This is a genomic window from Leclercia adecarboxylata (assembly GCF_023639785.1).
Taxonomy (GTDB): Bacteria; Pseudomonadota; Gammaproteobacteria; order Enterobacterales; family Enterobacteriaceae; genus Enterobacter; species Enterobacter adecarboxylatus_D.
The window spans coordinates 3,162,508-3,189,327 of sequence record NZ_CP098325.1 but is presented as its reverse complement, the minus strand read 5'-3'; the positions used below and the strand labels follow the sequence as shown (position 1 = coordinate 3,189,327).

The following is a 26,820-nucleotide window of genomic DNA, read 5'->3' as shown; positions in this document are numbered from 1 at the left end:
TAAATGATGAAAAAAATGACTGCCGCGCTCTTTTCACTGGCCGTGGGGCTTAACGCCGTCTCCATGGCGGTGAAAGCGGACGCACCAAAAGAGCAGGAGACCGACGTTCTTTTAATTGGTGGCGGGATCATGAGCGCCACCCTTGGCACCTATCTGCAAGAGTTACAGCCGGACTGGTCCATGACCATGGTTGAACGCCTGGACGGCGTGGCGCAGGAGAGCTCTAACGGCTGGAACAACGCCGGTACCGGCCACTCCGCGTTAATGGAGCTGAACTACACGCCACAGAAAAAAGACGGCTCCATCAGCATTGAGAAAGCCGTGGAGATTAACGAAGCGTTCCAGATCTCCCGTCAGTTCTGGTCTCACCAGGTGAACAGCGGTGTGCTGCACGATCCGCACAGCTTTATTAACACCGTGCCGCACATGAGTTTTGTCTGGGGCGACGACAACGTTAACTTCCTGCGTGGACGTTATGCTGCCCTGCAGCAAAGCTCGCTGTTCCGCGGCATGAAGTACTCTGAAGATCACGCTCAGATTAAAGAGTGGGCACCGCTGGTAATGGAAGGGCGCGACCCGAACCAGAAAGTGGCCGCCACCCGTACGGAAATCGGTACCGACGTGAACTACGGTGAAATCACCCGTCAGCTGGTGGGCTCTCTGCAGAAAAAAGAGAACTTCAACCTGGCGCTGAATACCGAGGTGCGCGGCTTTAAGCGTAACGCCGACAACTCCTGGAGCGTGACCGTTGCCGATCTGAAGCACAATGAAGAAGAACACGTCATCAGGGCGAAGTTTGTCTTCATCGGTGCCGGCGGTGCGGCGCTGAAGCTGCTGCAGGAAACAGGAATTCCGGAAGCGGAAAACTATGCGGGCTTCCCGGTTGGTGGCCAGTTCCTGGTGTCAGAAAACCCGGAGGTGGTGAATCGCCATCTGGCGAAGGTCTACGGCCAGGCCTCCGTGGGCGCGCCGCCGATGTCGGTCCCGCATATCGATACCCGTATGCTTGACGGTAAGCGCGTGGTGCTGTTCGGGCCGTTCGCCACCTTCTCGACCAAATTCCTGAAGAACGGTTCGCTGTGGGATCTGCTCAGCGCCACGACCACCTCAAACGTGGGGCCGATGGTTGATGTGGGTCTGGATAACTTCGATCTGGTGAAATACCTGATTAGCCAGGTGCTGCTCTCAGATGACGATCGCTTCGACGCGCTGAAAGAGTACTACCCGGACGCGAAGAAAGCGGACTGGCGTCTGTGGCAGGCGGGACAGCGCGTGCAGATCATCAAGCGTGATGCTGAAAAAGGCGGCGTGCTGCGTCTGGGCACCGAAGTGGTGAGCGATAAAGAGGGCACCGTGGCGGCACTGCTGGGGGCCTCACCGGGCGCTTCCACCGCAGCGCCAATCATGCTGCACCTGATGGAAAAAGTGTTTAAAGACAAAGTCGCCAGCCCGGAATGGCAGGCGAAGCTGAAGACCATTATTCCGTCTTACGGTACGGCGCTGAACGGTAACGTTGAGGCCACCGAGCAGGAGCTGGAGTACACCAGCCGCGTGCTGCAGTTGAAATATGAAAAACCTCAGGCCCCGGATACGGCGCCTCAGGCTCAGCCGCAGGCGACAACCCAGCCGGAAAGCAAACCGGTGGCGGATATCGCGCTCTGACACAAAAAAGCCGGGTTATGCTAACCCGGCTTTTTTATTAACGCGTGACGGCGTTTTCGACCTTCTCGTCAGCCCGCCAGACGCGGTATTTCACCTCGATGTTCGCAGGCGTATAGACCACAATCGGCAGCTTGCTGTTGTAGCGCAGCAGGCTATGCTCGCCCAGGCTGGCGGTCACAAATTTGCGTGTCTTCTTGCCGTCCGGGCAGGCCATCATGGTAGAGACCGGCGAAGTGACCTTATCGAAGACGTAATAGTCATAACCCCAGCCTTCCAGCGTCTTGCTGGTGAGCTGCCCGCCGAGACGATGCGCGTTACAGTCCACTTCAAGCGTCTGGCCGATCAGCAGTTCAACCTTATAATTTGCTTCATCTTTCTGCTCGGGCAGGTCAATCACCTGGCGCTTCATACCCTGTTCCGCCTGCGGATACGGGGCCGTTTTGCTGAGCGGCAGATCGGCAGACGTGGCGTATGCACTGGCACAGGTGAGGGCCAGCAGGGCGATGATGCTTTTAGAGGCGTTTTTCACAGTCATTCCTTTTTATGACAAACGGTAACTATCACCCTATCACAAATGGTGTTTATTGCCTTAATTTTATTTTTATCTGGTTTATATCACTGAAAAATTGCCTTTAATATGGTTTTAAATTCTGAGTTGGTGCGGCGGCAGCGATCGTGGTAGGGTGAGCAGCAATCTTTGTTATCTATCTGTGAAGGAAAACACGCATGGTACGTAAAAAACTTAACACCCCGGCGGGGAAAAAATTTCTGCTGGCACTGCTGACGGTTTTTCTGATCGCGGTAATGGGGGTGGGCCGTGTGACAATCATTGGCGTGGTTGAGCAGTACAATATTCCGTTGACCCAGTGGACGACCAGTATGTACGTGCTGCAATCGGCGATGGTGCTGGTCTACAGTACGGTATTTACCGTTCTGCTGGCCATCCCGCTGGGGATCTTTTTCCTCGGCGGCAGCGATAAACATTGAGTCATTAACGCGATAGATTCGCATTTCACTCCTGCGCTATATTCAGGTTAAATGACTGTTTTCCTGATAACAGGAGTGGAACATGGTCTCCCGGTTTTCCACGCTGAGCCGGATCCCAAAAGGGGTCTGGGTGGTGGGCGGCGTCAGCATGTTGATGGATATTTCATCGGAAATCATCCATAGCTTACTGCCGCTCTTTATGGCGACCACGCTGGGTGCCAGCGTGATCGTCATTGGCCTGATTGAGGGGCTGGCAGAAGCCACTGCGCTCATCATTAAGGTTTTTTCCGGCGCCATCAGCGACTATCTGGGGAAACGTAAAGGGCTGGCGCTGCTGGGCTACGGACTGGGAGCAGCCAGCAAACCGCTGTTCGCCATGGCCTCCTCTTCAGGGATGATCCTTGGCGCGCGCCTGATTGACCGGGTAGGGAAGGGGATCCGCGGCGCACCCCGCGACGCGCTGGTCGCTGACGTCACGCCCCCAGAATTACGCGGGGCAGCATACGGGCTGCGTCAGTCGATGGATACTCTCGGCGCCTTTCTGGGGCCGCTGCTGGCCGTCGGCATGATGCTGCTGTGGAATAACGATTTCCGCACCATTTTCTGGATTGCCGTTATTCCGGGCATTTTAGCCGTTGTGCTGCTCTTTGTCGGCCTGCATGAGCCCGCTACCCCTGTCACCCACAAGCGTACCAACCCCATCAAAAAAGAGAACCTTAAACGCCTCGGCGCCAGTTGCTGGTGGGTGATTGGCCTCGGCGCAGTCTTCACCCTCGCCCGTTTCAGTGAGGCATTTCTGGTGCTGCGCGCCCAGCAGGCCCATATCCCGCTGGCGCTGATCCCGCTGGTGATGGTCGCCATGAACCTGCTTTACGCGTTTTCGGCCTATCCGTTCGGCAAACTCTCCGATGCCATGAGCCATACCCGCCTGCTGATGTGGGGGCTGGTGGTGTTGATCGCCGCCGATATCGTGCTGGCGCTGAGCACCCACTGGATAGGGATCATTGCCGGCGTGGCGCTGTGGGGGATCCATATGGGGATGACCCAGGGGCTGCTGACCGCGATGATCGCCAAAACGGCACCCGCCGACCTGCGCGGAACCGCCTTTGGCCTGTTCAGCATGGTGAGCGGTGTGGCGCTGCTGATTGCCAGCCTGGGGGCCGGTATTATCTGGGAGGTATGGGGGGCGGAATACACCTTTTATACCGGGGCGGCGATCTGCCTCATCACCCTGGTCTACCTGTTAAAGCGCCCGTCGGCGTTGTAAAGCACGCAACTGTGGAAAATTATTCTGTAAATAATTCGGAGAGTTAACCCCCATTTGTTACCAATGTGGTCCTTTCTATAAGGAGATACTAATGAAAAGGACCACACTTTACACCGCGCTGGCGTCAGCTCTGTTGCTGCCGTCCCTTTATGCACATGCCACCCCGCAGACAAGCGTTGTCTGCGCCTGGTCCCATACCCTGGGCGATGATGCCGTCATGATGTTTGGCAAAACCAACCAGGCGATGTGGCACGACTTTTTCGGTAACACCCATACCGACGCGTTCTCAACGTATTCATCGTTACAACAGCGTGCAGAAACCACCTGCGATAACAAAGCGGACAGCTCTGCTTACTGGGCGCCTTCCATGCGTCTCCCGGACGGCACGGTGGTAAAGCCGGCCTATCAGAAAACCTACTATCAGGCCACCAACGTCGATCAGTACCCGCTTAATCCATTCCCTGCCGGGCTGGAGATGGTGGCAGGGGATCACCACGGCAGCGCGCCTAATCCGCGAATCACTTTTTTATGTGCCAACGGCAAAGGCTACAGCAATAAAATTGGTGAAGTGTGTGGGCTGAGAAAAGCCCAGGACGCCGTACAGTTCAACATCGGCATCCAGTTTCCTAACTGCTGGGACGGTATCAACCTGAAGCCCCATCACGGTATGGCGAATGCGGCCTATGATGTGAAGGGGCAGTGCCCTTCCGGTTATCCGGTGAAAATCCCGACGGTGAATATGAACGTAGCCTATGTCCTTCACGGGATCACCTCTCTGGATACCGCCAAAGCGCAGCTCTCGCTCGATCCCATCATGAATGGCGATGTGCGCGAAGAGCGTTGGGGCAGCATGTATACCGCCCATGCCGACTTTATGAACGGCTGGACCGAAGATGCCGCCCGCTTTATGACTGACATGTGTATGAACGATGACGTGGATTGCGGCGTTATACCGCACGGTTATTCGAAGGCGCTGGCCAACGTCTGGGTGAGCAGCGAGGCCCCAACCACCCCGGTCCCGACGGCGCAAACGCTGTTAATTCAGGATAACTGGAAAAACGGCGGCCGGACCCGCAACGTCGAGACCATGAGCCTTATCAAGTTCAAAATCCCACCGCTGCCAAAAGGCCAGGATGCGTCGCAGTTTAAATACAAGGTGCGGATCTACGGCGGAAAAGTCGAAGCCAACGGCGCGGATCAGATCTTCTTCTATCCGGCAAGCAACGACTGGGATCCAGCGACCGTCACCTGGAATCATCGCCCGGCCTGCTCCTATAACTCCGATGCCATTCTGTATCTCAACAACAAGCGTGAATACCGGATGGTGGACGTCGACAAAGCGGTGCGTAAAGCGCTGGCGGCCGGGAAAACAGAAATCTCCTGGTACATCGGTGGCGACCGTCAGGGTAACCACTACCAGTTCAGCCCGGCCTCCTCTAAAGAGAGCCTGGTGCTGATGCTGAGCGGGTTTAAGACCACGCCGGAAATCTAATCTGTCAGAATTAAAGATCAAAAAAAGCCAGCCGGTTAACCGGCTGGCTTTTTTGTCTTCAAATTGTTTGGTCGGCACGGAGAGATTTGAACTCTCGACCCTCGCCACCCCATGACGATGCGCTACCAGGCTGCGCTACGTGCCGACACATAAAATTTATACTACCCAATTCCGCATTTAATGCAAGGGTGGCTCAGGCTAACTGATTAATTTTAAATCAGTTAGCGATAAACCGTTTCTCATCCGTCAGCACCTGTAACAGCAGGCTCAGCTGTGGCGTCTGGTCGTCGAGTTTTTCACCCAATGGATCATAGGTTTTGTAATTACCATTGCTGCTCAGCACCAGCGTCAGTTTTGGCGTCGTGACGGCCAGCGTGTTGTTGCTGGCGGCAGTAACCCAGTTATGACGACGCGTTGCGCTGAACAGATCCTGACCCTGAGAATACTCATTGGCTGGCGTGCTGACGTGGAGCAGACGCTGCATCAGGGTGGTCATGACATCCTTATGATCGGTCAGCATGTTAATGCGCTGCGATGGCGTGCCAGGCCAGTGGATCACCAGCGGAACATGCAGGCGAGGGCGGGCCCAGTCGACATCGTTGCGCTCGTCGCCCAGCGGCACGCCGTGACCGGCGGTGATCACCACCACGGTGTTCTCCAGCTTGCCGGATTCGCGCAGCGCATCCAGCACCCGGGCAATCTGGGTATCCACATTGCCTGCGGCCTGAGCGTAGCGGCGGTTAAAGGCTTTCTGGTTGCTGTCATCCAGGGTGGTGCCATTCAGGGCAATCCAGGAGAACCAGCGGTTATCGTCCTGCGCATAACGGTTAAGCCAGTTGATCCATTGCCCGGCAGTCTGCTCGTCGGACTGGCTTTTCGTTGTCGGCAACGAGAAGTCAGACAACAGCGCCTGGCGATAGAGCGGGCTGCTAAAGCCGTCAGAGGAGAACAGCCCCAGCTGATAGCCCTGCTGGTTCAGCCCGGTGATCAGCGCCGCCGGAATACGCGAAGACAGCACGCCGTCCATATAGCCTGGCGAAATGCCGTAGAACAGACCAAAGATACCGGCATCGGTTGAGTTACCGGAACTCATATGCTGGGTAAAGTTGATGTTCTTATCGGCGAACTCAGCCAGCGCGGGCATCTGCTTCTCGAAGCGGGAATAGTTCAGACCGTCGACGGTGATAAGCAGCACGTTCTGCCCCTGGCCCATGTCACGGTAGCGCAGATCGCTCAGCGGATACTGCACCGAAACGGCTTCAGGATCGCCTTGCTCGATCAGGCGGCGCTGGTACTCCTGCGCATCCAGCAGACCGTGTTTCTCGAGGAAGCGACGGGCGGTCATCGGATAAGAGAGCGGTAAATTCGCGCGCTGCATGGTGATCGGCCGGTAGAAGTTGGCGTCTGCCCAGATATACATGAAATGTGAGCCGATAAACGCCACGAAAAACAGGGCGGCCACCGGCCTGGCGTAGCGACGACGACGCGTCAGGCTACGCAATTTTTGCCAGCTCCAGGTGGCAAACAGCATTTCAATCAACAGGATAATGGGCACGCTGATAAACATCAGCTGCCAGTCGCGCGCCGTTTCGTTCTGGTCGGGATTGATCACCAGTTCCCAGACGACGGGATTAAGATGCAGGTGAAAACGGGTAAAGACTTCGCTGTCAATCAGCAGCAGCGTCATGCCTGCGGTGGCAAGGATGGCGGAGACAAACCGCATCAGCCGCTGCGACATGACGATAAACGTCAGCGGGAAGAGGATCAGCAGATAGGTGGCGAACACCAGAAAGCTGAAATGACCAATGACGCTTATCCAGGAGTAAACCCGTCCGGCAAGCGTCGTCGGCCAGTCGGCGACAAAGAGATAACGACTGCCGAGCACCATCGCCAGCAGAATGTTGAACAGGGCAAACCAGTGCCCCCAGCTAACCATCTGGGAGACTTTTTCACGGTAGCGCTGACGATTCGTCACCATAAACGGGTTCGGTTCCCTTAGTGCGCCTGGTCGTCGTTGACCGAGGACTGTAAGGCCTGGGCGAAGGATTTCGCGATCGCCTGGCGCTGGGCCGGCGCAACGCTGGTATTGATAAGGTTAGTCACCATATTTCCCAGCACCATCAGGGAAAGGTCGGTCGGTGCCTTATGTTTTTCCAGTACGTTGAGCAGCTCACTGAGCATTTGTTCAACGTGTTCATCACTGTAGCGGGAGAGTTGTGGCATAAATCGAAATCTGTTTGTAGAGGAAAGGGCAACATATTACCGTAGCAACAGCTTTTTTTCCCCTTTTTTATCTTCGGTTGCATACATGACTGGGGGGTGGTTGAATACGGCCCGGTCTAAAAGGAGAGTTTATCATGAGTCTGGATATCAACCAGATTGCCCTGCACCAGCTTATCAAGCGTGATGAGCAAACCCTTGAGCTGGTGCTGCGCGATTCGTTACTGGAACCGACGCCTACCGTTGTTGACATGATGGCAGAGCTGCACCGCGTTTACAGTGCCAAAAATAAAGCCTACGGCCTGTTCAGCGAAGAGAGCGAACTGGCGCAGGCGCTGCGCCAGCAGCGTCAGGGCGAAGAGGAGTTTCTCGCGTTTAGCCGCGCGGCAACCGGCCGCCTGCGTGATGAGCTGGCAAAATACCCCTTTGCCGACGGCGGTATCGTGCTGTTCTGCCACTACCGCTACCTGGCGGTGGAGTATCTGCTGGTGGCGGTGCTGAATAACTTAAGCAGCATGCGCGTCAATGAGCAGCTGGATATCAGTTCCACCCACTATCTGGATATCAACCATGCGGATATCGTGGCGCGTATCGATCTGACCGAATGGGAGACCAATCCCGAATCCACCCGCTATCTGACCTTCCTGAAAGGCCGGGTAGGGCGCAAGGTGGCCGACTTCTTTATGGATTTCCTCGGTGCCAGCGAAGGCCTGAACGCCAAAGCGCAAAATAAAGGCCTGCTGCAGGCGGTGGATGACTTCACCGCGGAAGCCGAGCTGGATAAAGCAGAGCGCCAGAACGTGCGTCAGCAGGTGTATACCTACTGCAACGAACAGCTGCAGGCGGGGGAAGAGATTGAACTGGAGTCGCTCTCTAAAGAGCTGGCGGGCGTCAGCGAAGTGAGTTTCCAGGAATTTACGGCGGAGAAGGGCTACGAGCTGGAAGAGAGCTTCCCGGCGGATCGCAGCACGCTGCGTCAGTTGACCAAATTTGCCGGTAGCGGCGGTGGGTTAACCCTTAACTTTGACGCCATGCTGCTGGGCGAGCGCATTTTCTGGGATCCGGCGACCGACACGCTGACCATTAAAGGCACCCCGCCAAACCTGCGGGACCAGCTGCAGCGTCGCACCGCCGGCGGTAAATAACCGCCATAAAAAAACCCCGCAATGCGGGGTTTTTTTTCGACCAGTTTGCGATTACGCGCGAACGAAGTCGATGTGAGACAGTTTTGGCTTGAAAGCGTGACGCTGTACGGCCTGAGCTTTAACTTTCTCTTCTTTACCGTCAACAACGATGGTCAGAACTTCGCTGTAGAATTCAGGCTTAGTCTGCAGGTTCCACAGTTTGTCGTGGTCCAGTTCGATTGCGACAGGAGCAGCTTCGCCGCCATAGATGATGGCCGGGAATTTGTTAGCTGCACGCAGGCGGCGGCTCGCACCCTTACCCTGCTCTTTACGTACTTCTGCATTGATAGTGAACATTGATTTCTCTCTGTATAAAAATCCTGTTACAGGCGACCCAGCAACAGGTGAGTGTTCTGCATCACGGATGTGAAGCGGGCGGCATTTTATACTCAAATGGCTTTCACATCAACGAAAAGTCCCGCTAACCCCGCAATTCATTGGCGCGGCGGAAACGGCCTTCGTAATCGAACACCTTTTCACGCACCTGCCAGAACTGCCCTTTTTTCCGTGCCACCACAAAATCCGGGTGGCGCAGCAACGGCTGCTGATGCAGGATATCCCCGGCGGTGATCCAGCGCAGCGGCACGCCGGGCGTGCGGGTATGCGGGCGGATAAACAGCTGTTCAAAGGCGGTGCGCTGGGCGGGCGTTTGCAGGCGGAAGCGCTCACTTACATCAGCGCCGTCTTCATCGTAATAGGTGATTTTCAGCCATTCGCCTTTTTCATCGGCACCCTGCGCCAGCGCCATCCCGCTACAGCGCAGCACCAGGGCGTCTTTCAGCTTCAGGGCCGCTTTCAGCATATCGTCGGGATCGACCAGCACCGTATCGCAGGTGCGACAGCGGCGGGCGGCGATATCGTTCTCGGCATTGCACTGCGGGCAGTTTTTAAAGCGAAAGCGATAGTCGCACTGCTCGCGATGCCCCTCGTCATCTTCAAACCAGCCCTGGCAGCGGCGGCCAAAGTGCTCGATGAGCGTGCCGTCAGAGGTGGTTTTACCCCAGAAGGTATTGGCAAACCCGCAGGCGGGACAAAACACCTGCACCGGTACGTTGTCGCTTTTTCCTTTGGGCGCGCCCACTTCGGGAGCATAGAGGTCGTGCGGGTTCCCGGCGTAATCCAGAATCAGACAGTCGGTTTTACCCGGGGCCAGGCGCAGGCCGCGGCCCACAATCTGCTGATAGAGGCTGACGGATTCGGTCGGGCGCAGAATGGCAATCAGATCCACGTGCGGGGCATCAAAACCGGTAGTAAGCACTGACACATTGACCAGGTAGCGGAACTGCTGCGCCTTAAAAGCTTCAATCAGCCGATCGCGTTCGCTGCCGGGGGTTTCACCGGTGATAAGCTGCGCATCGCTGGCGGGCAGCAGGCCAGCGATCTCCCGGGCGTGCTCCACGGTGGCGGCAAATATCATCACCCCTTTGCGCGTGGCGGCGAACTCCATAATCTGGCTGATGATATGCGGGGTGATGCGATCCTGCTTTTTCAGCTCGCGGTTAAGGTCTGCCTCGCTGAACAGGCCGTTACTCTGCACCTGCAGGCGGCTGAAATCGTACTGCACCACCGGCATGTCCAGCCGTTCCGGCGGCGTCAGGTAGCCATGTTTAATCATGTACCGCAGCGGCAGCTCGTAAATGCAGTCGCGGAAGAGAGCGTTTTCATTCCCGCGTACCATGCCGTGATAATGAAAACGGTATATCCAGCCTTTGCCGAGGCGGAACGGCGTGGCGGTGAGCCCCAGCAGGCGGATCTGCGGGTTAACGCTCTTCAGATGGCTCAGGATCTGCTGATACTGGCTGTCATCGTCATCGCTGATGCGATGGCACTCGTCCACAATCAACAGGGAGAATTCGCTCTGAAATTTGTCCAGGTTGCGCGCCACCGACTGCACGCTGCCAAAAACCACCTTGCCGTGGCTCTCTTTACGCTGTAACCCGGCGGCAAAAATATCCGCCTCCAGGCCCAGCGCCAGATACTTGGCGTGGTTCTGCGCCACCAGCTCTTTGACGTGCGCCAGCACCAGCACCCGGCCACGGGCCAGACGCGCCAGTTCGGCGATCACCAGGCTTTTGCCTGCGCCGGTGGGCAGCACAATGGCCGCCGGCTCTTTATGCTGACGAAAGTGGGCGAGGGTGGCGTCCACGGCTTCCTGCTGGTAGGGGCGAAGTGTAAAGGTCATGGGGTCTCGGTTTGGTTATCTCGCTCATATTATGCCATGAAACTTTTTCCCTTGAGTGGCGCACAGAGCCCGTTATACTGATCTGTTTCCGACTGCTTCTTTTCCGGACGCCTTGTCCGGCTCCTGGCACCTTTAAGGCTTAAAATATTTCATGCGACTTGATAAGTTTATCGCTCAGCAACTCGGCGTAAGCCGCGCTATTGCCGGGCGTCTGATCCGCGCCAGCCACGTCACCGTGGATGGGGATATTGTGCGAGACAGCGCGTTCAAACTCCAGCCTGAACAGCAGGTAGAATATGAAGGCAATTCGCTGACGCAGCAGAATGGTCCGCGCTACTTCATGCTCAATAAACCGCAAGGTTACGTCTGCTCCACCGAAGACCCCGATCATCCTACCGTGCTCTATTTCCTCGATGAGCCTGTCGCGCATAAACTCCATGCCGCCGGGCGTCTGGATATCGACACCACGGGCCTGGTGCTGATGACCGACGACGGCCAGTGGTCGCACCGCATCACCTCCCCGCGTCACCACTGCGAGAAAACCTATCTGGTGACCCTGGAAAACCCGGTGAGCGACAGCACGGCTGAGCAATTCGCCAGGGGTGTCCAGCTACATAATGAAAAAGATCTGACTAAACCCGCCGTGCTGGAAGTCATCACCCCAACCGAAGTGCGTCTGACCATCAGTGAAGGGCGCTATCACCAGGTAAAACGCATGTTTGCCGCCGTGGGAAATCACGTGGTGGGTCTGCATCGCGAACGGATCGGGGAGATCCTTCTCGACCCGGAACTTGAGCCGGGCGAATACCGCCCGTTGACGGAAGAAGAAATTGCCAGCGTTGGCCTCTCTTCACGCTAATTTCAGGAGCTAACTGTGACCACCAGGCCACACTCGTCGTTGAGCATTGTCTTTATTCTTGGCCTGCTGGCCATGCTGATGCCGCTGTCCATCGACATGTATCTGCCCGCGCTACCGGTGATCGCTGAGCAATTTGGCGTGCCGGCAGGTAGCGTGCAAATGACCCTCAGCAGCTATATTCTCGGTTTTGCGCTCGGGCAGCTGCTCTACGGGCCAATGGCCGACAGCCTGGGGCGTAAACCGGTGGTGCTGGGCGGGACCCTGGTATTCGCCGGCGCGGCGATGGCCTGTGCCATGGCGCAGTCCGTCGATCACCTGATTGTGATGCGTTTCTTCCATGGCCTGGCGGCTGCGGCGGCAAGCGTGGTCATCAACGCCCTGATGCGTGATATCTACCCGAAAGAAGAGTTCTCCCGCATGATGTCCTTCGTCATGATGGTCACCACCGTGGCACCCCTGGTGGCGCCGATGGTCGGGGGGGCGGTGCTGGTGTGGTTTAGCTGGCATGCGATTTTCTGGATCCTGGCGCTGGCGGCCCTGCTGGCCTCGGCGATGATCTTCTTCTTTATTAAAGAGACGCTCCCTGTTGAGCACCGGCAGAAGTTTCATATTCGCACCACGCTTGGCAACTTTGCCTCGCTGTTTCGCCATAAGCGCGTGTTGAGCTACATGCTGGCCAGCGGCTTCAGCTTTGCCGGGATGTTCTCGTTCCTCAGCGCCGGGCCCTTTGTCTACATTGAGCTTAACCATGTTTCTCCGCAGCATTTTGGCTACTACTTCGCGCTGAACGTGGTGTTCATCTTCGTACTGACGATGATTAACAGCCGCTTCGTCCGCCGGGTGGGGGCGCTGAATATGTTCCGCATCGGGCTGTGGATCCAGTTTGTGATGGCGGTGTGGATGGTGGTAACCGCCTTCTTCGATGTTGGATTCTGGGCGCTGGTGGTGGGTATCGCGGCGTTTGTCGGCTGTATATCGATGGTCTCGTCCAACGCCATGGCCGTCATTCTCGATGAATTTCCGCACATGGCCGGGACCGCCTCTTCACTGGCGGGAACCTTCCGCTTCGGGATCGGTGCTATTGTCGGCGCGCTGCTCTCACTGGCGACCTTTGACAGCGCCTGGCCGATGCTCTGGACAATTGCGCTGTGCGCCACCTGCTCCATTCTTTTCTGCCTCTATGCCAGTCGGCCGCGAAAATCGGTGAACTGATGCACAATTAAGGGCCCAGACCGGGCCCTTTTTTGATGCAGGTCAATTAAAAGGCGGTTCATTGACCTCTTGTTTGTTTCTTTTATGTAAAATCTATTTGTGTAAATAGTCACATCTTTGTAGTTAAAAAGGTTGTGTTAGATCACAGAAACGGGTACATATAGCGCCGCTATGAACCTGAAACACTCATAAAAAGCCCTGATAAATAAGACGTCAATGCCCACGGAAACTGGGTGTAAGCGTTTTCTTACTAAAAACAGAGCAGGTGAGTGATGATGTGTTACTATAAATGTAAATAGATTGTGAAGTAAATTTTGCTTCCGGGGAACAAACGTGAATACATTACAGCTCTCAATTGTGCATCGCTTGCCGCAGAGCTATCGCTGGTCAGCGGGTTTTGCAGGCTCGAAGGTTGAACCGATTCCGCAGAGCGGAACAAATCCTGACAACTGTCTGGTGGCCCTTAAGCTGCTGAGCCCGGAAGAGGGCAACGCGTGGCCGCTGATGGAAAAACTGAGCCAGGCGCTGACGGACATTGAGCTTTACAGCTCGGTGCTGGAGTGCGAAGGCGAGCCATGCCTGTTTGTGAAAAGCCAGGATGAGTTCGCAGCAACCTGCCGCCTGAAAAACGTCGGTGTGGCGATAGCCGAGCCTTTCTCTGGCCAGAATCCTTTCTGAAGCGTCAGCGTAACGCTAACAGCTGACGCGTATATTCCTGCGTCGGCGCGGCAAACACGCGCTGACAATCTCCCTGCTCGACCACTTCCCCCTGCCGCAACACAATCACCTGGTGACATAGCGCCCGTACTACCTGCAAATCGTGGCTGATGAAGATATAGGCCAGGCGGTGTTTTTGCTGCAGATCTTTCAGCAGCGCCAGAATCTGCGCCTGGACGGTTTTGTCCAGTGATGAGGTTGGTTCGTCCAGAATAATCAGCTCCGGGCGCAGGATCAGCGCCCGGGCGATGGCGATCCGCTGGCGCTGGCCGCCGGAAAAAGCGGCCGGGTAGCGATGCCGGGTCTGCGGATCCAGCCCCACTTCGCTCATCACCCGAATGACCTCCTCTTCACGCGCCCGCACGCTGAGGCCGGGCTGATGGACACGCAGCCCCTCCTCAATAATCTGCTGCACGTTAAGGCGCGGGTTAAGGGAGGAGTTAGGATCCTGAAAAACCACCTGCATCCGGTGGCGAACGGGTAGCATCTGGCGGCGATCCCACTCGTGCAGGGGACGATCGTCAAACATAATCTCCCCCTTCGAGGCGATCAGGCGTAACAGCGCCAGTCCCGTGGTACTTTTGCCGGATCCTGACTCACCTACCAGCCCCAGGGTCTCGCCGGGGCTCAGGGTAAAGCTGACGTTGTTCAGCACCTGCTTGTTGTCCACTACCCGGCGCAGGATGCCTTTGCGCACCGGAAACGCCACGGAGAGATCCTTCACGCGCAGCAGCGGCTGAGCGGCGTCCGGCAGCGGGACAGGATCGCCTGCGGGCTCGCTGTTGAGCAACCGCTGGGTATAGGGATGCTGTGGCGCGGCCAACAGCGGCGCGGCGCGGTTCTGTTCCACGCAGCGGCCGTTCTGCATCACCGCCACCTGGTCAGCCAGTTTTTTCACGATGCTGAGATTATGGGTGATGAACAGCAGGCTCATGTTCAGCTCGTCGCGTAGCTCGCGTAACAGCTGCAGGATCTGCGCCTGCACCGTGACGTCGAGCGCGGTGGTGGGCTCATCGGCGATCAGCAGCTCCGGGCGGGTCAGCAGCGCCATGGCGATCATCACCCGCTGGCGTTCCCCCCCGGAAAGCTGATGGGGAAAATCGCCGAGCCGTTTCGCGGCATTGCGGATCCCGGTGCGTTCGAGGCAGTCCAGCATCTCTCCCCGGGCCGCCTCCTTGCGCATACCCCGATGCAGGGAGAGCACTTCATAGAGCTGTTTTTCAAGGGTGTGCAGCGGGTTCAGCGACACCATCGGCTCCTGGAAGATCATGGCGATCTTATTTCCGCGCACGCCGCGCAGCGTGCGTTCGTCGGCATGCAGCAGCGACTGGCCATGAAACAGGATATCGCCCTGAGGATAGAGCACGGGCGGGGCAGGCAGCAGACGCAGAACGGACAGGGCGGTGACGCTCTTCCCGGAACCCGACTCACCCACCAGGGCCAGCGTTTCGCCGGCATCAATTTTCAGGGAGATGTCGTTCACCACGCTGCGCACCTCTCCCTGCTGGCGAAAGGCAATGGAGAGCGCGTCGATATGGAGCAAGGGCTGCGTCATCTTACACCGCCTTGTTGGGGTCGAAGGCGTCGCGGACCGCTTCGCCAATAAAAATCAGCAACGAAAGCAGAACGGCGACGGAGAGAAAACCGGCGATCCCGAGCCACGGCGCCTGGAGGTTATTTTTGCCCTGCAACAGCAGTTCACCCAGCGAAGGCGAGCCCAGCGGCAGGCCAAAACCGAGAAAATCGAGCGAGGTGAGGGTAGTGATGGAGCTGCACAGAATAAACGGCAGGAAGGTTAGCGTCGCCACCATGGCATTCGGCAACATATGGCGGAAAATGATCCCGCGGTCGCTCACCCCCAGCGCCTGGGCCGCGCGGATGTAGTCGAAGTTACGGGTGCGCAGGAATTCCGCCCGCACCACCCCCACCAGCGCCATCCAGCCAAACAGCACCGTAATAGCCAGCAGCCACCAGAAGTTGGGCTGCACCACGCTTGAAAGGAGAATGATTAAAAACAGCGTCGGCATGCCGGACCACACTTCGATAAACCGCTGTCCCCAGAGGTCAATCTTACCGCCGTAATAGCCCTGGACCGCGCCCGCCAGTACGCCCAACACGCTGGAAAAGAGGGTCAGCATCAGGCCAAAGAGTATGGAAATTCGCGTCCCGTACAGAATGCGCGCCAGCACATCGCCGCCGTTGGCATCGGTGCCCAGCCAGTTTTGCGCCGAGGGTGGCGACGGGAAAGGCGTGGTGGTGGCAAAGTTAATGCTGCTGGCGCCAAAGCGGATCGGCGTCCAGAGCACCCAGCCGTGTTCGTTTAACTGCGCCTGTAACCACGGGTCCTGATAATCCGCCGCGGTGGCAAAAGGGCCGCCAAAGTCGCTTTCGCTGTAGTTTTTGAGCACCGGGACGTACCAGCGATCGTTAAAGTGCACCAGCAGCGGCTTGTCGTTGGCGATGATCTCCGAGCACAGGCTCAGGGCAAAAAACAGGGCGAAAATCCACAGCGACCAGTAGCCGCGGCGGTTGTGACGAAAGCGAGCCCAGCGGGCCTGGTTGATGGGGCTTAAGCGCAGCATCAGCGACCCTCAAAATCAATACGCGGATCGACCAGCGTATAGCAGATATCACTGAGGATATTCAGCAGCAGGCCAATCAGGGTGAAAATATAGAGCGTGCCAAACATCACCGGATAATCCCGCGAGACGGTGGCCTCGTAGCCCAGCAGGCCCAGGCCGTTGAGGGAGAACATCACCTCAATTAACAGGGAGCCGGTAAAGAACATGCTGATAAAGGTGGCCGGAAAACCGGCGATCACCAGCAGCATGGCATTGCGAAAAATATGTTTCCACAGGATGCGCCGCTCGCTCACCCCTTTGGCGCGGGCGGTGACCACGTACTGCTTGCGGATCTCGTCCAGGAAGGCGTTTTTGGTAAGCATGGTCAGCGCCGCAAATCCGCCGATCACCGTCGCCAGCACCGGCAGGGTGATGTGCCACAGATAATCTGTGATTTTTTGATACCACGGCAGCGTGTCGAAATCGGTCGAGACCAGGCCGCGCAGCGGGAAGAGGTCGAAGTAGCTTCCGCCCGCGAAAAAGACAATCAGCAGCACGGCAAAGAGGAACGCCGGGATGGCATAGCCAATAATAATGAAGGTGCTGCTCCAGATGTCGAACCGGCTGCCGTTATCCATCGCTTTACGAATGCCGAGCGGGATCGAAACAAGGTAGATAATGAGCGTGCCCCACAGCCCAAGGGTAATGGAGACGGGCAGGCTCTCTTTGATCAGGTGCAGCACGGACGCGCTGCGAAACAGACTGTCGCCAAAATCGAAGCGCAGGTAATCCCCCAGCATTTTGAAGTAGCGCTCATGGATCGGCTTATCAAAACCGTAACGCTGGGTGATCTCGGCGATCACCTCGGGATCGAGCCCGCGTCCGCCGCGATAGTGGCTCTCATTGATGTTGCCCACCCCGGTACGGGCATGGCTGGCGCGCATCCCTTCATCGCCTCCGCCGGGCATGGCGCCGCTGTTGCCAAATTCAATGGCGGCAATGGCCTGATCCACCGGACCGCCCGGGGCAATCTGCACGATAAAAAAGTTGATGGTGATAATCGCCCACAGAGTGGGGATCACCAGGAGTAAACGACGAAGTAAATAAGCGCCCATTGCGATCCCTTAACGCCGCTCGGCGGGTAATTTCGCCGCTTTGTTAACGTCATACCACCAGTTATCGAACCCGAGGGAATAGATCGGGCGCTGGGCGGGAAGGGAGAATTTATCCCAGCGGGCAACCCTGTCTTCCCCCATAAACCACATTGGCAGCATGTAATAGTTCCAGGTCAATACCCGATCCAGCGCCCGTCCAAGAGGCAGCAGTTTGGCTTTATCCCCCTGCGCGGCAACGATTTGGGCGATCAGGTTATCCACCGCCGGGTTTTTCACGCCCGGCGAGTTGTAGGTTGAATCAATGTATTGGGAGGCCCATGAAATCTGCAGGTCGGTGCTGGGCCACGGCATGGCCCGCCACAGGCGCGGCATCATGTCGTAATCCCGGTTGCGCATCCGGTTGGTGATCTGTGAATTATCCACCTGGCGGATATTCAACGTGATGCCGAGCCTCTCCAGATTGTGCTGGAACGGCAGCACCCACTGGTTATTACCCCCGGAGGGCAGCAGCAGTTCAAAACTGAATGCTTTACCGGTTTGTCTGTTGACCCGCTGCTTATTTTTAATGACCCAGCCCGCCTCATCCAGCAGCTGGCTGGCTTTCAGCAGGTTGTTACGATCGTAGCCGTCGCCTTTTGAGACGGGCGGCTGAAAGACGCGGGTAAAGACTTCCGAGGGAATTGCGCCTTTCAGCGGCCCGAGGAGCATCAGTTCAGCGGCATCCGGGTAACCTCGGGCGGCGTATTCGGTGTTCTGGAAATAGCTATTGACGCGGCTATAGGCGCCGTAAAACAGCGCCTTGTTCATCCACTCGAAATCAAAGGCGAGGGTAATCGCCTCGCGAACGCGGCGGTCGGTAAATACCGGGCGCTGAATATTAAACGCCAGCCAGCGCGTGTCCTGGGCGGAGTCATTTTTAAAGGACTCTTTCACAATATAGCGACGATCAAAATTTTTCCCGATATAGCGCGTGGCCCAGTTTTTGGCGCTGCTCTCCACCCGCATATCAAAGGCCCCCGCCTTAAAGGCTTCGAAGGCCACGTTGTCGTCCAGATAGTAGTCGTAGCGCAGGGTGTCGAAATTCCAGCGGCCCCGGTTTACCGGCAGGTTTGCCGCCCAGTAATCTTTTACCCGGGAATAGATCACATACTGCCCCATCTTCCAGCGGGTGATGCGGTAGGGCCCGCCTGCCAGGGGTGGTTTTGAGAGCGGGTCGCTGAGCTTGTGATCTTTCCAGAACTTTTCCGGCATCACCGGCAGGGTCAGCAGGCTCAGCATGTCCTCTTTATTGGGGCTGGCAAGGGTGATACGCACCGTCAGCGGAGCGATGGCCGTTATCGTCGCCCCTTTATAGACCAGCCGGAACTGCGGCACGCCTTCGGTCATAAATTTATGGAAGGTGAAGGCGACATCGCTGGCCCGGACCGGCGTACCGTCGTGAAAACGCGCATGCGGGTTGAGGGTCAGCTCCATCCAGGAAAAATCATCAGCGTAACGCGCGGTCTCGGCCACCAGGGGATAATAGCTGCCAGGTTCGTCGTCGGAGGTGGTAAAGAGGGTATCGTAGAGCGCGTCGGTGCGCTCTGCCGCGACGCCGCGCAGGGCATAACGGTTGAAGTTATCGAAGGTGCCGTTCGCCGCCAGGGTGACGGTGCCGCCTTTTGGCGCAGCGGGATTGACGTAATCGTAATGATCGAAATTGATAGCGTATTTGGGCTCGCCAATGACCGCGAACGCGTAGCTCTCTTTAATGGTTTGCGCCTGACTGAACCCGCTTATCAACGCCACCAGCAGCAATATAATACGCACAATCATTCCGCAACGTTTTCCTCATCTGTTCTCAACGGGCAGGATACCTGAATAATATGTGACGCAGCGGTGGTTGGGAAATTATTCGCTATCAAGGTGAATATCAGGCTTCCAGCTAAGGAACTGCTCCAGAATCAACGGGCGGCTTATCCAGTACCCCTGCAGCAGATTGACGCCATGGTCACGCAGCCATTTCGCCTGCTCGGCGGTCTCGACGCCTTCTGCGACTGTCACCATGTTCAGCCGCCGGGCCAGCGTCAGTACCGCATCCAGCACCGGAGAGGTGACGGTTTCCATCCCGATGGCGCTCACGAAACCCCGGTCGATCTTCAGGTAATCCATGGTGAAATGCTCAAGGTAGATCAGGGCGCTGTGCCCGGTACCAAAATCATCCACGGCGATTTCAAAACCTTCCAGGTGCAGCCACTCAAACAGCTTTGTTGCTTCCCGCTGATTCAGCATATCGCGCTCGGTGATTTCAAGCACAATCTGGAAGTGATCCGGCGGCAGCGAGGCGGCGAACTTACGCATATCGTCTTTAAAGCTATCGGCATGCAGATGGCCTGGCGAGATATTAATGCCCAGCTTGGAGCCTGGCGGCAGACGTTTAGCCAGCGCTGGCGCGTCGCGGCGGATCAGGTCGAAAAGATGCAGCGTCAGCGGCACAATAAGTTGCTGCGCTTCTGCGAAATTAATAAAGGCATCTGGCGGGATGGCGCCTGCGCCGGGATGCTGCCAGCGCATCAGCACCTCCACGCCGCGCATCTGCAAATCTCCCGAATCCACCACCGGCTGATACACCACATGAAACTGATTCTGCTTGATACCGGTGAGGATCTCTTTACGCGGATTGGCGCGCATCATTAACCAGAAGAAGCTGAGCAGCCCGATGCTGGAGCCGCACAACAGGCCAAACAGTAGCGCGAAGATCAGATCTTCCAGCGTCCAGGTATCGGCGTACAGATTAATGGTAAACGGCAATCCGGCGATCTGGCTCGAACGCACAGGTTTGTCGTCCAGATTGTTAATATGAATGAGCCGGGTTGAATGGGTCGAAAAAGCCGTTTTGCCAATGATAAGGGCAATACCGGCAAATTCATCCTGACGGGCGGTATAGAGCAGATAAGGCGTCAGGTTGAGGTTAATGGAGGTAAATACTCCGCCGTCTTTGATCAGCAGATTGCGATGCCACAACACAATGGCCGGTTTCTCCGGCATCATCGGCGTACCCGGCAGGAGAGCCATGTCTACCGCTTTACGGGTGTCTATTTCCGGCACGAGTTCCTTGAGGGGGACATGCATGGGGCCCGTGGCTGACGAGCAAAAGGCCATATTATCTTTAACCAGCAGAAAGGCGCGGACGTTAAGGCTGAATGAGGCGCGGGAAGTGAGTTCAGATTTGACGTCCTTGCACTGGCTGAGCGTCAGCGGCTGTAATTTATCAATAGACGTCTGCAGTTCTGCAAAATAACTTTCCATGTACACGCGAAGGTCGCTAATCAGGTTGTCGTATTTCACTTCGCGCTTGTGGTAGCTGTATAAAAACTGCATACCGCCGCAGAGCAGGGCGACAATAAGACCTGAAAGCACGCTGAGCATCAGCACTTTTCGGCGGGACGATAAATGGCGGGTGAACATAAGTGTTATGGGATCCTGATGTGCCGCCCGCGTTATCATGACGGCTAAACTCACGCTACTACAAGACTATAGCCTGGAATGAGAAGTCCAGAATTATCGCGAATCGCGATAAAAAAAAAGCACTGCAATAGCAGTGCTTTTTACCATGCTGTCAGTCAAGGGAAACGGACAGCACAGGCGGTTAACTGCGAGTCAGTACACGGCGCGCTTCATTATAGCGCTTTTTCCAGTATGGCTCGTTCATACTGGAGATCGTCACACCGCTGCTGGTGGACGCGTGGACAAACTGGTCGTTACCGATATAGATGCCGACATGACGGCCGGTTGAACCCGCACGGAAGAGCACTAAATCGCCGGTGCGTAAGCTGTTACGCGAAATCGACTTGCCCATTTCCTGTTGTTCATAGGTTGAACGCGGAAGTTCTAAACCAAACTGCTCGCGGAACGTACGCTGCACGAAACCGGAACAATCAATACCTTTACGTGTTTCGCCGCCAAGGCGATAGCGCACGCCTTTCCAGCTGGCATACTGGTCCATTAATCGGGATTTAATATCCAGATTGCTGACCATCTTTTCAAATTCATCCTGAGAGGCTTGCAGTGAAGAGGCGTCTTCTGACCCCACAACACGCGTCTCAGGATGCATATTCTTTGCGGTGTTCGATGCGCTACAAGCTGAAAGCAGAACCGCGACTGCAATCGCCGGGATTACCCGTGAGAAGTATCTCAAGATCGGTTGAGATTTGACCATGTTGTTTATATTCCCTTGAAGTCCTTAACGACAAATATCGTTATAAAAAATGCCAAGCGAGACGAGACTAAATACCTGCGCACTATCAGACAATTCTTTATGGTCAAATCTGTGGCGAATCGCACAAATTTATTTACAACGATAATAATTGTAGCGCCGAGGTAAAACGAGTCTGAGATTACCTGATTGAGCCAGCCATTGCGAGCAAAAATACGCAGTTTTTTATAAGTAAATGTGATAGCAAAAGCAGGCGGGCGGGAAAGCGAAAAAACAGGCTGATTTAGGTTAAGGAATGGTCAACGCGTTAATTTCTAACGTGATTAATATGACAGGAAGATGACGGTTGCCGTTAAGTCAGGGAAGAAACTCATCAGGGATCGTTAACGATCCCTGTCAGATATAGTTAATTACTGTTAGTAACTTGTTTGAAAGATGTTGTATTAACCGGGCAGGTAGCGATCAAATAAGGCTATTAAACGATCGCTTAGCGGGGTCAGCAGGCACCAGGGAAGGCCAATCAATGCCACCGAAAGCGACCCGACGGCAATATCACTGAACCAGTGCGCGCCGATCATTACCCGTGGGAAAGAGAAAACCATAAAAATAATCAGGGCTAATGCGAAAGTCTTATGACCGAAATAACGCCACATAAACGCGCTGAAAATAAGCAGCATCATTCCGTGATCGCCGGGGAAACTGTCTTTTGAAGCGTCTTTTGTCGAAATATGCAGCAGTTCACTGACGCGGTAGATATCCGGGAAAAATAGCGTCGGACTTGAGCGTTTCACCGGGATAAGGGCCTGTGCCAGCTGGTTGAGGACCACCGCAGTCAGCAGCATCACCAGGCCGATCATCAGAATGCGTCGGCGCCCGGCAGGGCTCTCATTACGCCAGAAGGCGAACATCAACGCGCCCATCGCCAGCAGCGAGCAGCCATCAAACGCCCGGTTATTGGTGATCGCCACCAGCCACAGGAAGGCCCGGCTCTCAACCAGCTTGTGGTTGAAGAAGTGGAAGATCCCGCTGTCCAGCGGGAACCAGAAACCGTGGTTGGCTGGCAGATACCAGGATAAAAAGAGCGCCACACCGGCGATATTGAGCAATAAAATGGGTAATAGTCGGGTTTTCATCATCACGCCGTAGTCAGTTAAAACAGGGCAACGTTAGTTGCCCGAACTTAAACGAAGCTTCAACAAGCTCGACTGTAAGGCGTTCCAGTCGGTGTTAACCGCACTAATTAACTCTATTCGGCTATCCGGCGGCGCCACGCCCTGGGTTTCGATGAAGAAATCTGCCCCCTGGCGATTGATCCGCACCAGCCCGTCCGGGGTACGCATCACTCCCTTCACCCGTTCAACCGGGGCAAGCCGCGCCCATTCCAGTAAACCGATGGTGTCGAAGCAGGTTTCGGCATCGAATACCCAGCCGCAGGCCTGATGGCCCTGGCCGCTGTTCAGGCTGCGACGCCAGCGCTGGTGCCCGGGCAGGCTCAGCGCTGCCAGGCCCTGTTTTTCGCCGTGGCTGTGGGCATGGGCTGCGCTGGCAGGCAATGCAGTAAGATTGCGCCGCGGCAGATCGAGCAGGGCGTTATCCACGTTCCCCTGGGTGGCGTGCGCGAGCTGGCGTTCTCCACCGAAGTGCTGCCACCAGATCTCCAGCGCGGCGCGGCTCTCCGCTGTGGCGCGGTCCTCTTTATTAGCAATAATGATGTCGGCGGCGGCAAGCTGATCGCGGAAGTTTTCATTGTGGACGAATTTTTCGTCCAGCAGCTGACGGGGATCGAGCAGGCACAGGGTGGCACGTAAATCGATCCACGGCTCATAGACCGGGGCGGTCAGCAGGTCGAGGATCTGCTTAGGATGGCCGAGGCCGGTGGGTTCAATCAGTAGCCGGTCGGGCTTGCCCTGACGCAGCAGGGTGTTCAGCCCCACCTGCATCGGCAGGCCGTTCACGCAGCACATACATCCCCCGGGGATCTCCTTAATCATCGCCCCGTTATCGGCCAGCAGCGCGCCATCGATGCCGATCTCGCCAAATTCATTGACCAGCACGGCCCATTTTTCATCAGGATCTTTATTGGCCAACAGGTGCAATATCGACGTGGTTTTCCCGCTACCAAGGAAGCCAGTAATGAGGTTGGTTTTAGTCACAGGTGCTCCAGGAGTGATAAATGTAATGCTGTAACAATTATCATCATCCTGGCGGAAAAGAACAGCGTTGGGAAGGGGAAGGGCGAACGGGGGGCGCCCGCTCGCCTGAAACGCACCCGTTAAAACTGGAGCGTATCAATGACGGCCTGTCGTGCGCCCGACTGGCGGATACGCTGGTAAGCCGCGGTAACGGCCTCCACAAACTGCGGATCCTGCGGCAGGTCGTTGCCAAAAATTTCATTCAGGGCCAGCAGGGCAGGGACGCGCTCCTCTTCGCTGCTGGTCTCGACGATGGCGCGAATTTTGTCCCTCAGCGGATCGCGGACATCAATGTCATTGCCCGCATCATCCAGCCCGCTGACGTAGCGCATCCAGCCCGCGATGCCGAGGGCCAGCAGCGGCCACGGGGTGCCGCGCTGAAGATGGTGGCGAATACCCTCCAGCATGCGCTGAGGGAGCTTCTGGCTGCCGTCCATCGCAATCTGCCAGGTGCGGTGCTGAAGCGCCGGATTGGCGAAGCGCTCAATCAGGCTGTCGGCATAGGCGATAAGGTCCACACCCGTAATGCGCAGGGTCGGTGCCTGCTCGTTAAGCATCAGGCGACGGGCGGCGTCACGCAGGGCGCTGTCGGCCATGCAGTCATTGATGTGGGCGAAACCGGCCAGATAGCCGAGCCAGGCCAGGAAAGAGTGGCTCCCGTTGAGCATGCGCAGCTTCATCTGCTCCCACGGCAACACGTCCTGCACCATCTGCACACCGGCCACTTCCCACTCCGGGCGCCCGGCGACGAAATTATCCTCGATAACCCACTGAATGAACGGCTCGCAGCTGATGGCGCACGGATCCTCGACGCCCACTTCGCGTGCGATTTCTGCCAGAGAACCTTCGGTGGCGGCAGGCACAATCCTGTCAACCATCGTGCCCGGGAAGCTGACGTTAGCGGCAATCCACTCCGCCAGCTCCGGCGAGCGCTTGTGGGCCATACCCAGCACCGCATTTTTTACCACGTGCCCGTTATCCGGAATGTTATCGCAGGAGAGCACGCTGAACGGCGGCAGGCCGCGCTCGCGGCGGCGATGCAGGGCTTCAACCAGGATCCCCGGCGCCGAGTGCGGCGCATCGGGATATTCCAGATCGTGAATGATGCGTTCATTACGGGTATCCAGCTTGCCGGTGGCCGGATCGATGCAGTAGCCCTTTTCGGTGATGGTCAGGGAGACAATCGCCACCTGCGGCTCGCAAAACTTCTCAATAATGGCCGCCAGCGAATCGAGCTTAGCGTTCAGACATTCATGTACCGCCCCCACGACGATCGGCTGATTACCTTCGGGGCCTTTTTCCAGCACCGTAAACAGATGATCCTGCGCGCGCAGCTGGCTCATCAGCGTATCGCCGCTGAACAGGCTAATCTCACATATCCCCCAGTCACCGCCTCTGGCGTTCAGCACCCGATCGGTCAGGAGCGCCTGATGGGCGCGGTGAAAGGCGCCAAAGCCGAAATGCACGATACGGGAGCGTAACGCCCGGCGATCGTACTGCGGCTGTAACACGTGAGCTGGTAGCGCGGTGGAGGCAATTGTCTTCATGAAATAAACACCTGATTAACCATTAATTAACAATGCCAGTGTAAAGTTATATGACAACAAATTGAATTGGTGAGCCGGAAATATCCGGGAACTGTGAGATGGATCAATCAATATAGCGAGGCGTGTTGACCTGCTCCCCCATGCATGTATGGTAGTCGTCATCACTTAGCGAAATATTGGTATAACAACTTTAGAGGGTGAATCAATGGAACAAACCTGGCGTTGGTACGGGCCGAAAGATCCTGTTTCTCTTGATGATGTGCGCCAGGCTGGCGCAACGGGCGTTGTCACGGCGCTGCACCATATTCCTAACGGCCAGGTGTGGCCGGTGGAAGAGATCAAAGCGCGTCAGGCGCTGCTGGCCGAGAAAGGGCTCACCTGGTCGGTCGTTGAGAGCATCCCGGTTCATGAAGAGATCAAAACCCACTCCGGCGACTACCAGACCTGGATTGCAAACTATCAGCAGAGTATCCGCAACCTTGCGGCCTGCGGTATCGACACCGTCTGCTACAACTTTATGCCAATCCTCGACTGGACGCGTACCGACCTCGAATACACCTTGCCGGACGGCTCAAAGGCGCTGCGTTTTGACCAGATCGCCTTTGCCGCGTTCGAACTGCACATTCTGAAGCGCGACGGCGCGGCGGCAGACTACACCGCAGAAGAGCAGCAGCAGGCGAAGGCATGGTTCGAGGCCGCAAGCGAAGGGGATATCGAAAAATTAACCCGCAACATCATCGCTGGCCTGCCGGGTGCGGAAGAGGGGTATACCCTTGACCAGTTCCGCGCACGCCTGGCGGAGTATGGCAACATCGACAAAAACCAGCTGCGTGAGAACATGGCCGTCTTCCTGCGCGCGATTGTCCCGGTGGCGGAAGAGGTGGGCGTGCGTCTGGCGGTTCACCCGGACGATCCACCGCGTCCTATTCTCGGCCTGCCGCGCATTGTCTCCACCATTGAAGATATGCAGTGGCTGAAAGAGACGGTCGACAGCATTAACAACGGCTTCACCATGTGTACCGGCTCCTACGGCGTGCGCGCCGATAACGACCTGGTGCAGATGATTGAAACCTTCGGCGACCGTATCCACTTCACCCACCTGCGGGCAACCTGCCGGGAAGAGAATCCAAAGACCTTCCACGAAGCCGCTCATCTGACCGGCGATGTGAATATGGTGGCGGTGGTCGATGCGATCCTGGGTGAAGAGAAGCGCCGTAAGCAGGCGGGGGATCTGCGTCCTATCCCGTTCCGTCCGGATCACGGACATCAGATGCTGGACGATCTGCGTAAGAAAACCAACCCGGGCTATTCGGCGATTGGCCGTCTGAAAGGGATGGCGGAAGTGCGCGGCGTGGAGCTGGCGCTGAAGATGACCAAATATCCGGAACTTCTTTAAGCCTTGATGCCCGGTGGCGCTGCGCTTACCGG

The 26,820-nt window shown here is 56.5% G+C and carries 23 protein-coding genes and 1 tRNA gene; 9 read left to right on the top strand and 15 right to left on the bottom strand.

All coding sequences use genetic code 11. From position 1 onward, the window contains the following. Positions 1-6: 6 nt before the first annotated feature. Positions 7-1,662, top strand: coding sequence for a malate dehydrogenase (quinone) (gene mqo / locus NB069_RS15175; protein ID WP_250584858.1), 1,656 nt, complete (start codon positions 7-9; stop codon positions 1,660-1,662). A gap of 37 nt (positions 1,663-1,699) precedes the next feature. On the opposite strand, the gene eco is transcribed toward mqo, so the two are convergent. Further along, positions 1,700-2,191 carry a serine protease inhibitor ecotin gene (gene eco, locus NB069_RS15170; RefSeq protein ID WP_434543588.1) on the bottom strand — a complete coding sequence of 164 codons (492 nt, stop codon included), beginning with the start codon at positions 2,189-2,191 and terminating at the stop codon, positions 1,700-1,702. Positions 2,192-2,388: 197 nt separating this feature from the next. Here eco and NB069_RS15165 point away from each other — a divergent pair, with 197 nt between their 5' ends. The 3 genes from NB069_RS15165 to NB069_RS15155 all read left to right on the top strand — a co-directional run bounded on the left by NB069_RS15165 (position 2,389) and on the right by NB069_RS15155 (position 5,408). After that, positions 2,389-2,649: a DUF2534 family protein gene (locus NB069_RS15165; RefSeq protein WP_250584854.1), complete on the top strand. Its 261-nt coding sequence runs from the start codon at positions 2,389-2,391 to the stop codon at positions 2,647-2,649. Between the two features lie 82 nt (positions 2,650-2,731). After that, the gene (locus NB069_RS15160) at positions 2,732-3,916 is read left to right on the top strand and encodes an MFS transporter (protein ID WP_250584852.1); all 1,185 of its coding nucleotides are present in this window, start codon (positions 2,732-2,734) and stop codon (positions 3,914-3,916) included. A gap of 91 nt (positions 3,917-4,007) precedes the next feature. Continuing rightward, positions 4,008-5,408 (top strand): CBM96 family carbohydrate-binding protein, encoded by a 1,401-nt coding sequence (locus NB069_RS15155; protein WP_250584850.1) that lies wholly within the window; start codon positions 4,008-4,010, stop codon positions 5,406-5,408. Positions 5,409-5,476: 68 nt separating this feature from the next. Here NB069_RS15155 and NB069_RS15150 read toward each other — a convergent pair. The 3 genes from NB069_RS15150 to NB069_RS15140 all read right to left on the bottom strand — a co-directional run bounded on the left by NB069_RS15150 (position 5,477) and on the right by NB069_RS15140 (position 7,631). Beyond that, positions 5,477-5,553: transfer RNA gene (locus NB069_RS15150), tRNA-Pro, on the bottom strand. A gap of 72 nt (positions 5,554-5,625) precedes the next feature. Further along, positions 5,626-7,386: an LPS biosynthesis-modulating metalloenzyme YejM gene (gene yejM, locus NB069_RS15145; RefSeq protein ID WP_250584848.1), complete on the bottom strand. Its 1,761-nt coding sequence runs from the start codon at positions 7,384-7,386 to the stop codon at positions 5,626-5,628. Between the two features lie 17 nt (positions 7,387-7,403). Beyond that, positions 7,404-7,631, bottom strand: a complete 228-nt coding sequence (locus NB069_RS15140; RefSeq protein WP_032612681.1) for a YejL family protein — start codon at positions 7,629-7,631, stop codon at positions 7,404-7,406. A gap of 134 nt (positions 7,632-7,765) precedes the next feature. On the opposite strand from NB069_RS15140, the gene yejK reads away from it, so the two are divergent. After that, entirely contained in the window at positions 7,766-8,773 is a 1,008-nt protein-coding gene (gene yejK, locus NB069_RS15135) for a nucleoid-associated protein YejK (protein ID WP_250584846.1), read from the top strand. Between the two features lie 51 nt (positions 8,774-8,824). Here the strand turns inward: yejK and rplY are convergent, their stop codons facing one another. After that, on the bottom strand, positions 8,825-9,109 hold the full coding sequence (gene rplY, locus NB069_RS15130; RefSeq protein ID WP_250584844.1) for a 50S ribosomal protein L25: 285 nt from the start codon (positions 9,107-9,109) through the stop codon (positions 8,825-8,827). A 124-nt stretch (positions 9,110-9,233) separates the two neighbouring features. Next, positions 9,234-10,994 (bottom strand): DEAD/DEAH box helicase, encoded by a 1,761-nt coding sequence (locus NB069_RS15125; protein WP_250584842.1) that lies wholly within the window; start codon positions 10,992-10,994, stop codon positions 9,234-9,236. Positions 10,995-11,145: 151 nt separating this feature from the next. Here NB069_RS15125 and rsuA point away from each other — a divergent pair, with 151 nt between their 5' ends. The 3 genes from rsuA to NB069_RS15110 all read left to right on the top strand — a co-directional run bounded on the left by rsuA (position 11,146) and on the right by NB069_RS15110 (position 13,743). Beyond that, positions 11,146-11,853, top strand: a complete 708-nt coding sequence (gene rsuA / locus NB069_RS15120) for a 16S rRNA pseudouridine(516) synthase RsuA (RefSeq protein WP_250584840.1) — start codon at positions 11,146-11,148, stop codon at positions 11,851-11,853. Positions 11,854-11,868: 15 nt separating this feature from the next. Further along, on the top strand, positions 11,869-13,065 hold the full coding sequence (locus NB069_RS15115; protein ID WP_250584838.1) for a Bcr/CflA family multidrug efflux MFS transporter: 1,197 nt from the start codon (positions 11,869-11,871) through the stop codon (positions 13,063-13,065). A gap of 333 nt (positions 13,066-13,398) precedes the next feature. Then, positions 13,399-13,743: a YejG family protein gene (locus NB069_RS15110; protein WP_039031032.1), complete on the top strand. Its 345-nt coding sequence runs from the start codon at positions 13,399-13,401 to the stop codon at positions 13,741-13,743. Between the two features lie 4 nt (positions 13,744-13,747). Here NB069_RS15110 and yejF read toward each other — a convergent pair whose 3' ends face one another. From yejF to NB069_RS15065, 9 genes are all read right to left on the bottom strand, one after another. Next, the gene (yejF, locus tag NB069_RS15105) at positions 13,748-15,337 is read right to left on the bottom strand and encodes a microcin C ABC transporter ATP-binding protein YejF (protein ID WP_250584836.1); all 1,590 of its coding nucleotides are present in this window, start codon (positions 15,335-15,337) and stop codon (positions 13,748-13,750) included. Between the two features lies 1 nt (position 15,338). After that, a complete protein-coding gene (locus NB069_RS15100; protein ID WP_250584834.1) occupies positions 15,339-16,364 on the bottom strand; it encodes an ABC transporter permease in 1,026 nt (341 codons plus the stop codon). Continuing rightward, positions 16,364-17,458, bottom strand: a complete 1,095-nt coding sequence (locus NB069_RS15095; protein ID WP_250584833.1) for a microcin C ABC transporter permease YejB — start codon at positions 17,456-17,458, stop codon at positions 16,364-16,366. The genes NB069_RS15100 and NB069_RS15095 overlap by 1 nt, the downstream gene beginning before the upstream one ends. Positions 17,459-17,467: 9 nt before the next feature. Beyond that, positions 17,468-19,273: an extracellular solute-binding protein gene (locus NB069_RS15090; RefSeq protein WP_250584831.1), complete on the bottom strand. Its 1,806-nt coding sequence runs from the start codon at positions 19,271-19,273 to the stop codon at positions 17,468-17,470. 75 nt (positions 19,274-19,348) lie between these two features. Beyond that, on the bottom strand, positions 19,349-20,905 hold the full coding sequence (locus NB069_RS15085; RefSeq protein WP_250584829.1) for a cyclic di-GMP phosphodiesterase: 1,557 nt from the start codon (positions 20,903-20,905) through the stop codon (positions 19,349-19,351). A gap of 181 nt (positions 20,906-21,086) precedes the next feature. Beyond that, positions 21,087-21,656 (bottom strand): bifunctional murein DD-endopeptidase/murein LD-carboxypeptidase, encoded by a 570-nt coding sequence (gene mepS / locus NB069_RS15080; protein ID WP_103180364.1) that lies wholly within the window; start codon positions 21,654-21,656, stop codon positions 21,087-21,089. 440 nt (positions 21,657-22,096) lie between these two features. Then, positions 22,097-22,792 carry a phosphatase PAP2 family protein gene (locus tag NB069_RS15075; RefSeq protein WP_250584827.1) on the bottom strand — a complete coding sequence of 232 codons (696 nt, stop codon included), beginning with the start codon at positions 22,790-22,792 and terminating at the stop codon, positions 22,097-22,099. 27 nt (positions 22,793-22,819) lie between these two features. Continuing rightward, complete coding sequence (locus NB069_RS15070; protein ID WP_250584825.1) at positions 22,820-23,806, bottom strand: CobW family GTP-binding protein; 987 nt, start codon at positions 23,804-23,806, stop codon at positions 22,820-22,822. 119 nt (positions 23,807-23,925) lie between these two features. Further along, the gene (locus NB069_RS15065) at positions 23,926-25,392 is read right to left on the bottom strand and encodes a mannitol dehydrogenase family protein (protein ID WP_250584823.1); all 1,467 of its coding nucleotides are present in this window, start codon (positions 25,390-25,392) and stop codon (positions 23,926-23,928) included. A gap of 205 nt (positions 25,393-25,597) precedes the next feature. Here NB069_RS15065 and uxuA point away from each other — a divergent pair, with 205 nt between their 5' ends. After that, on the top strand, positions 25,598-26,788 hold the full coding sequence (gene uxuA, locus NB069_RS15060; RefSeq protein WP_250584821.1) for a mannonate dehydratase: 1,191 nt from the start codon (positions 25,598-25,600) through the stop codon (positions 26,786-26,788). Positions 26,789-26,820 lie beyond the last annotated feature (32 nt).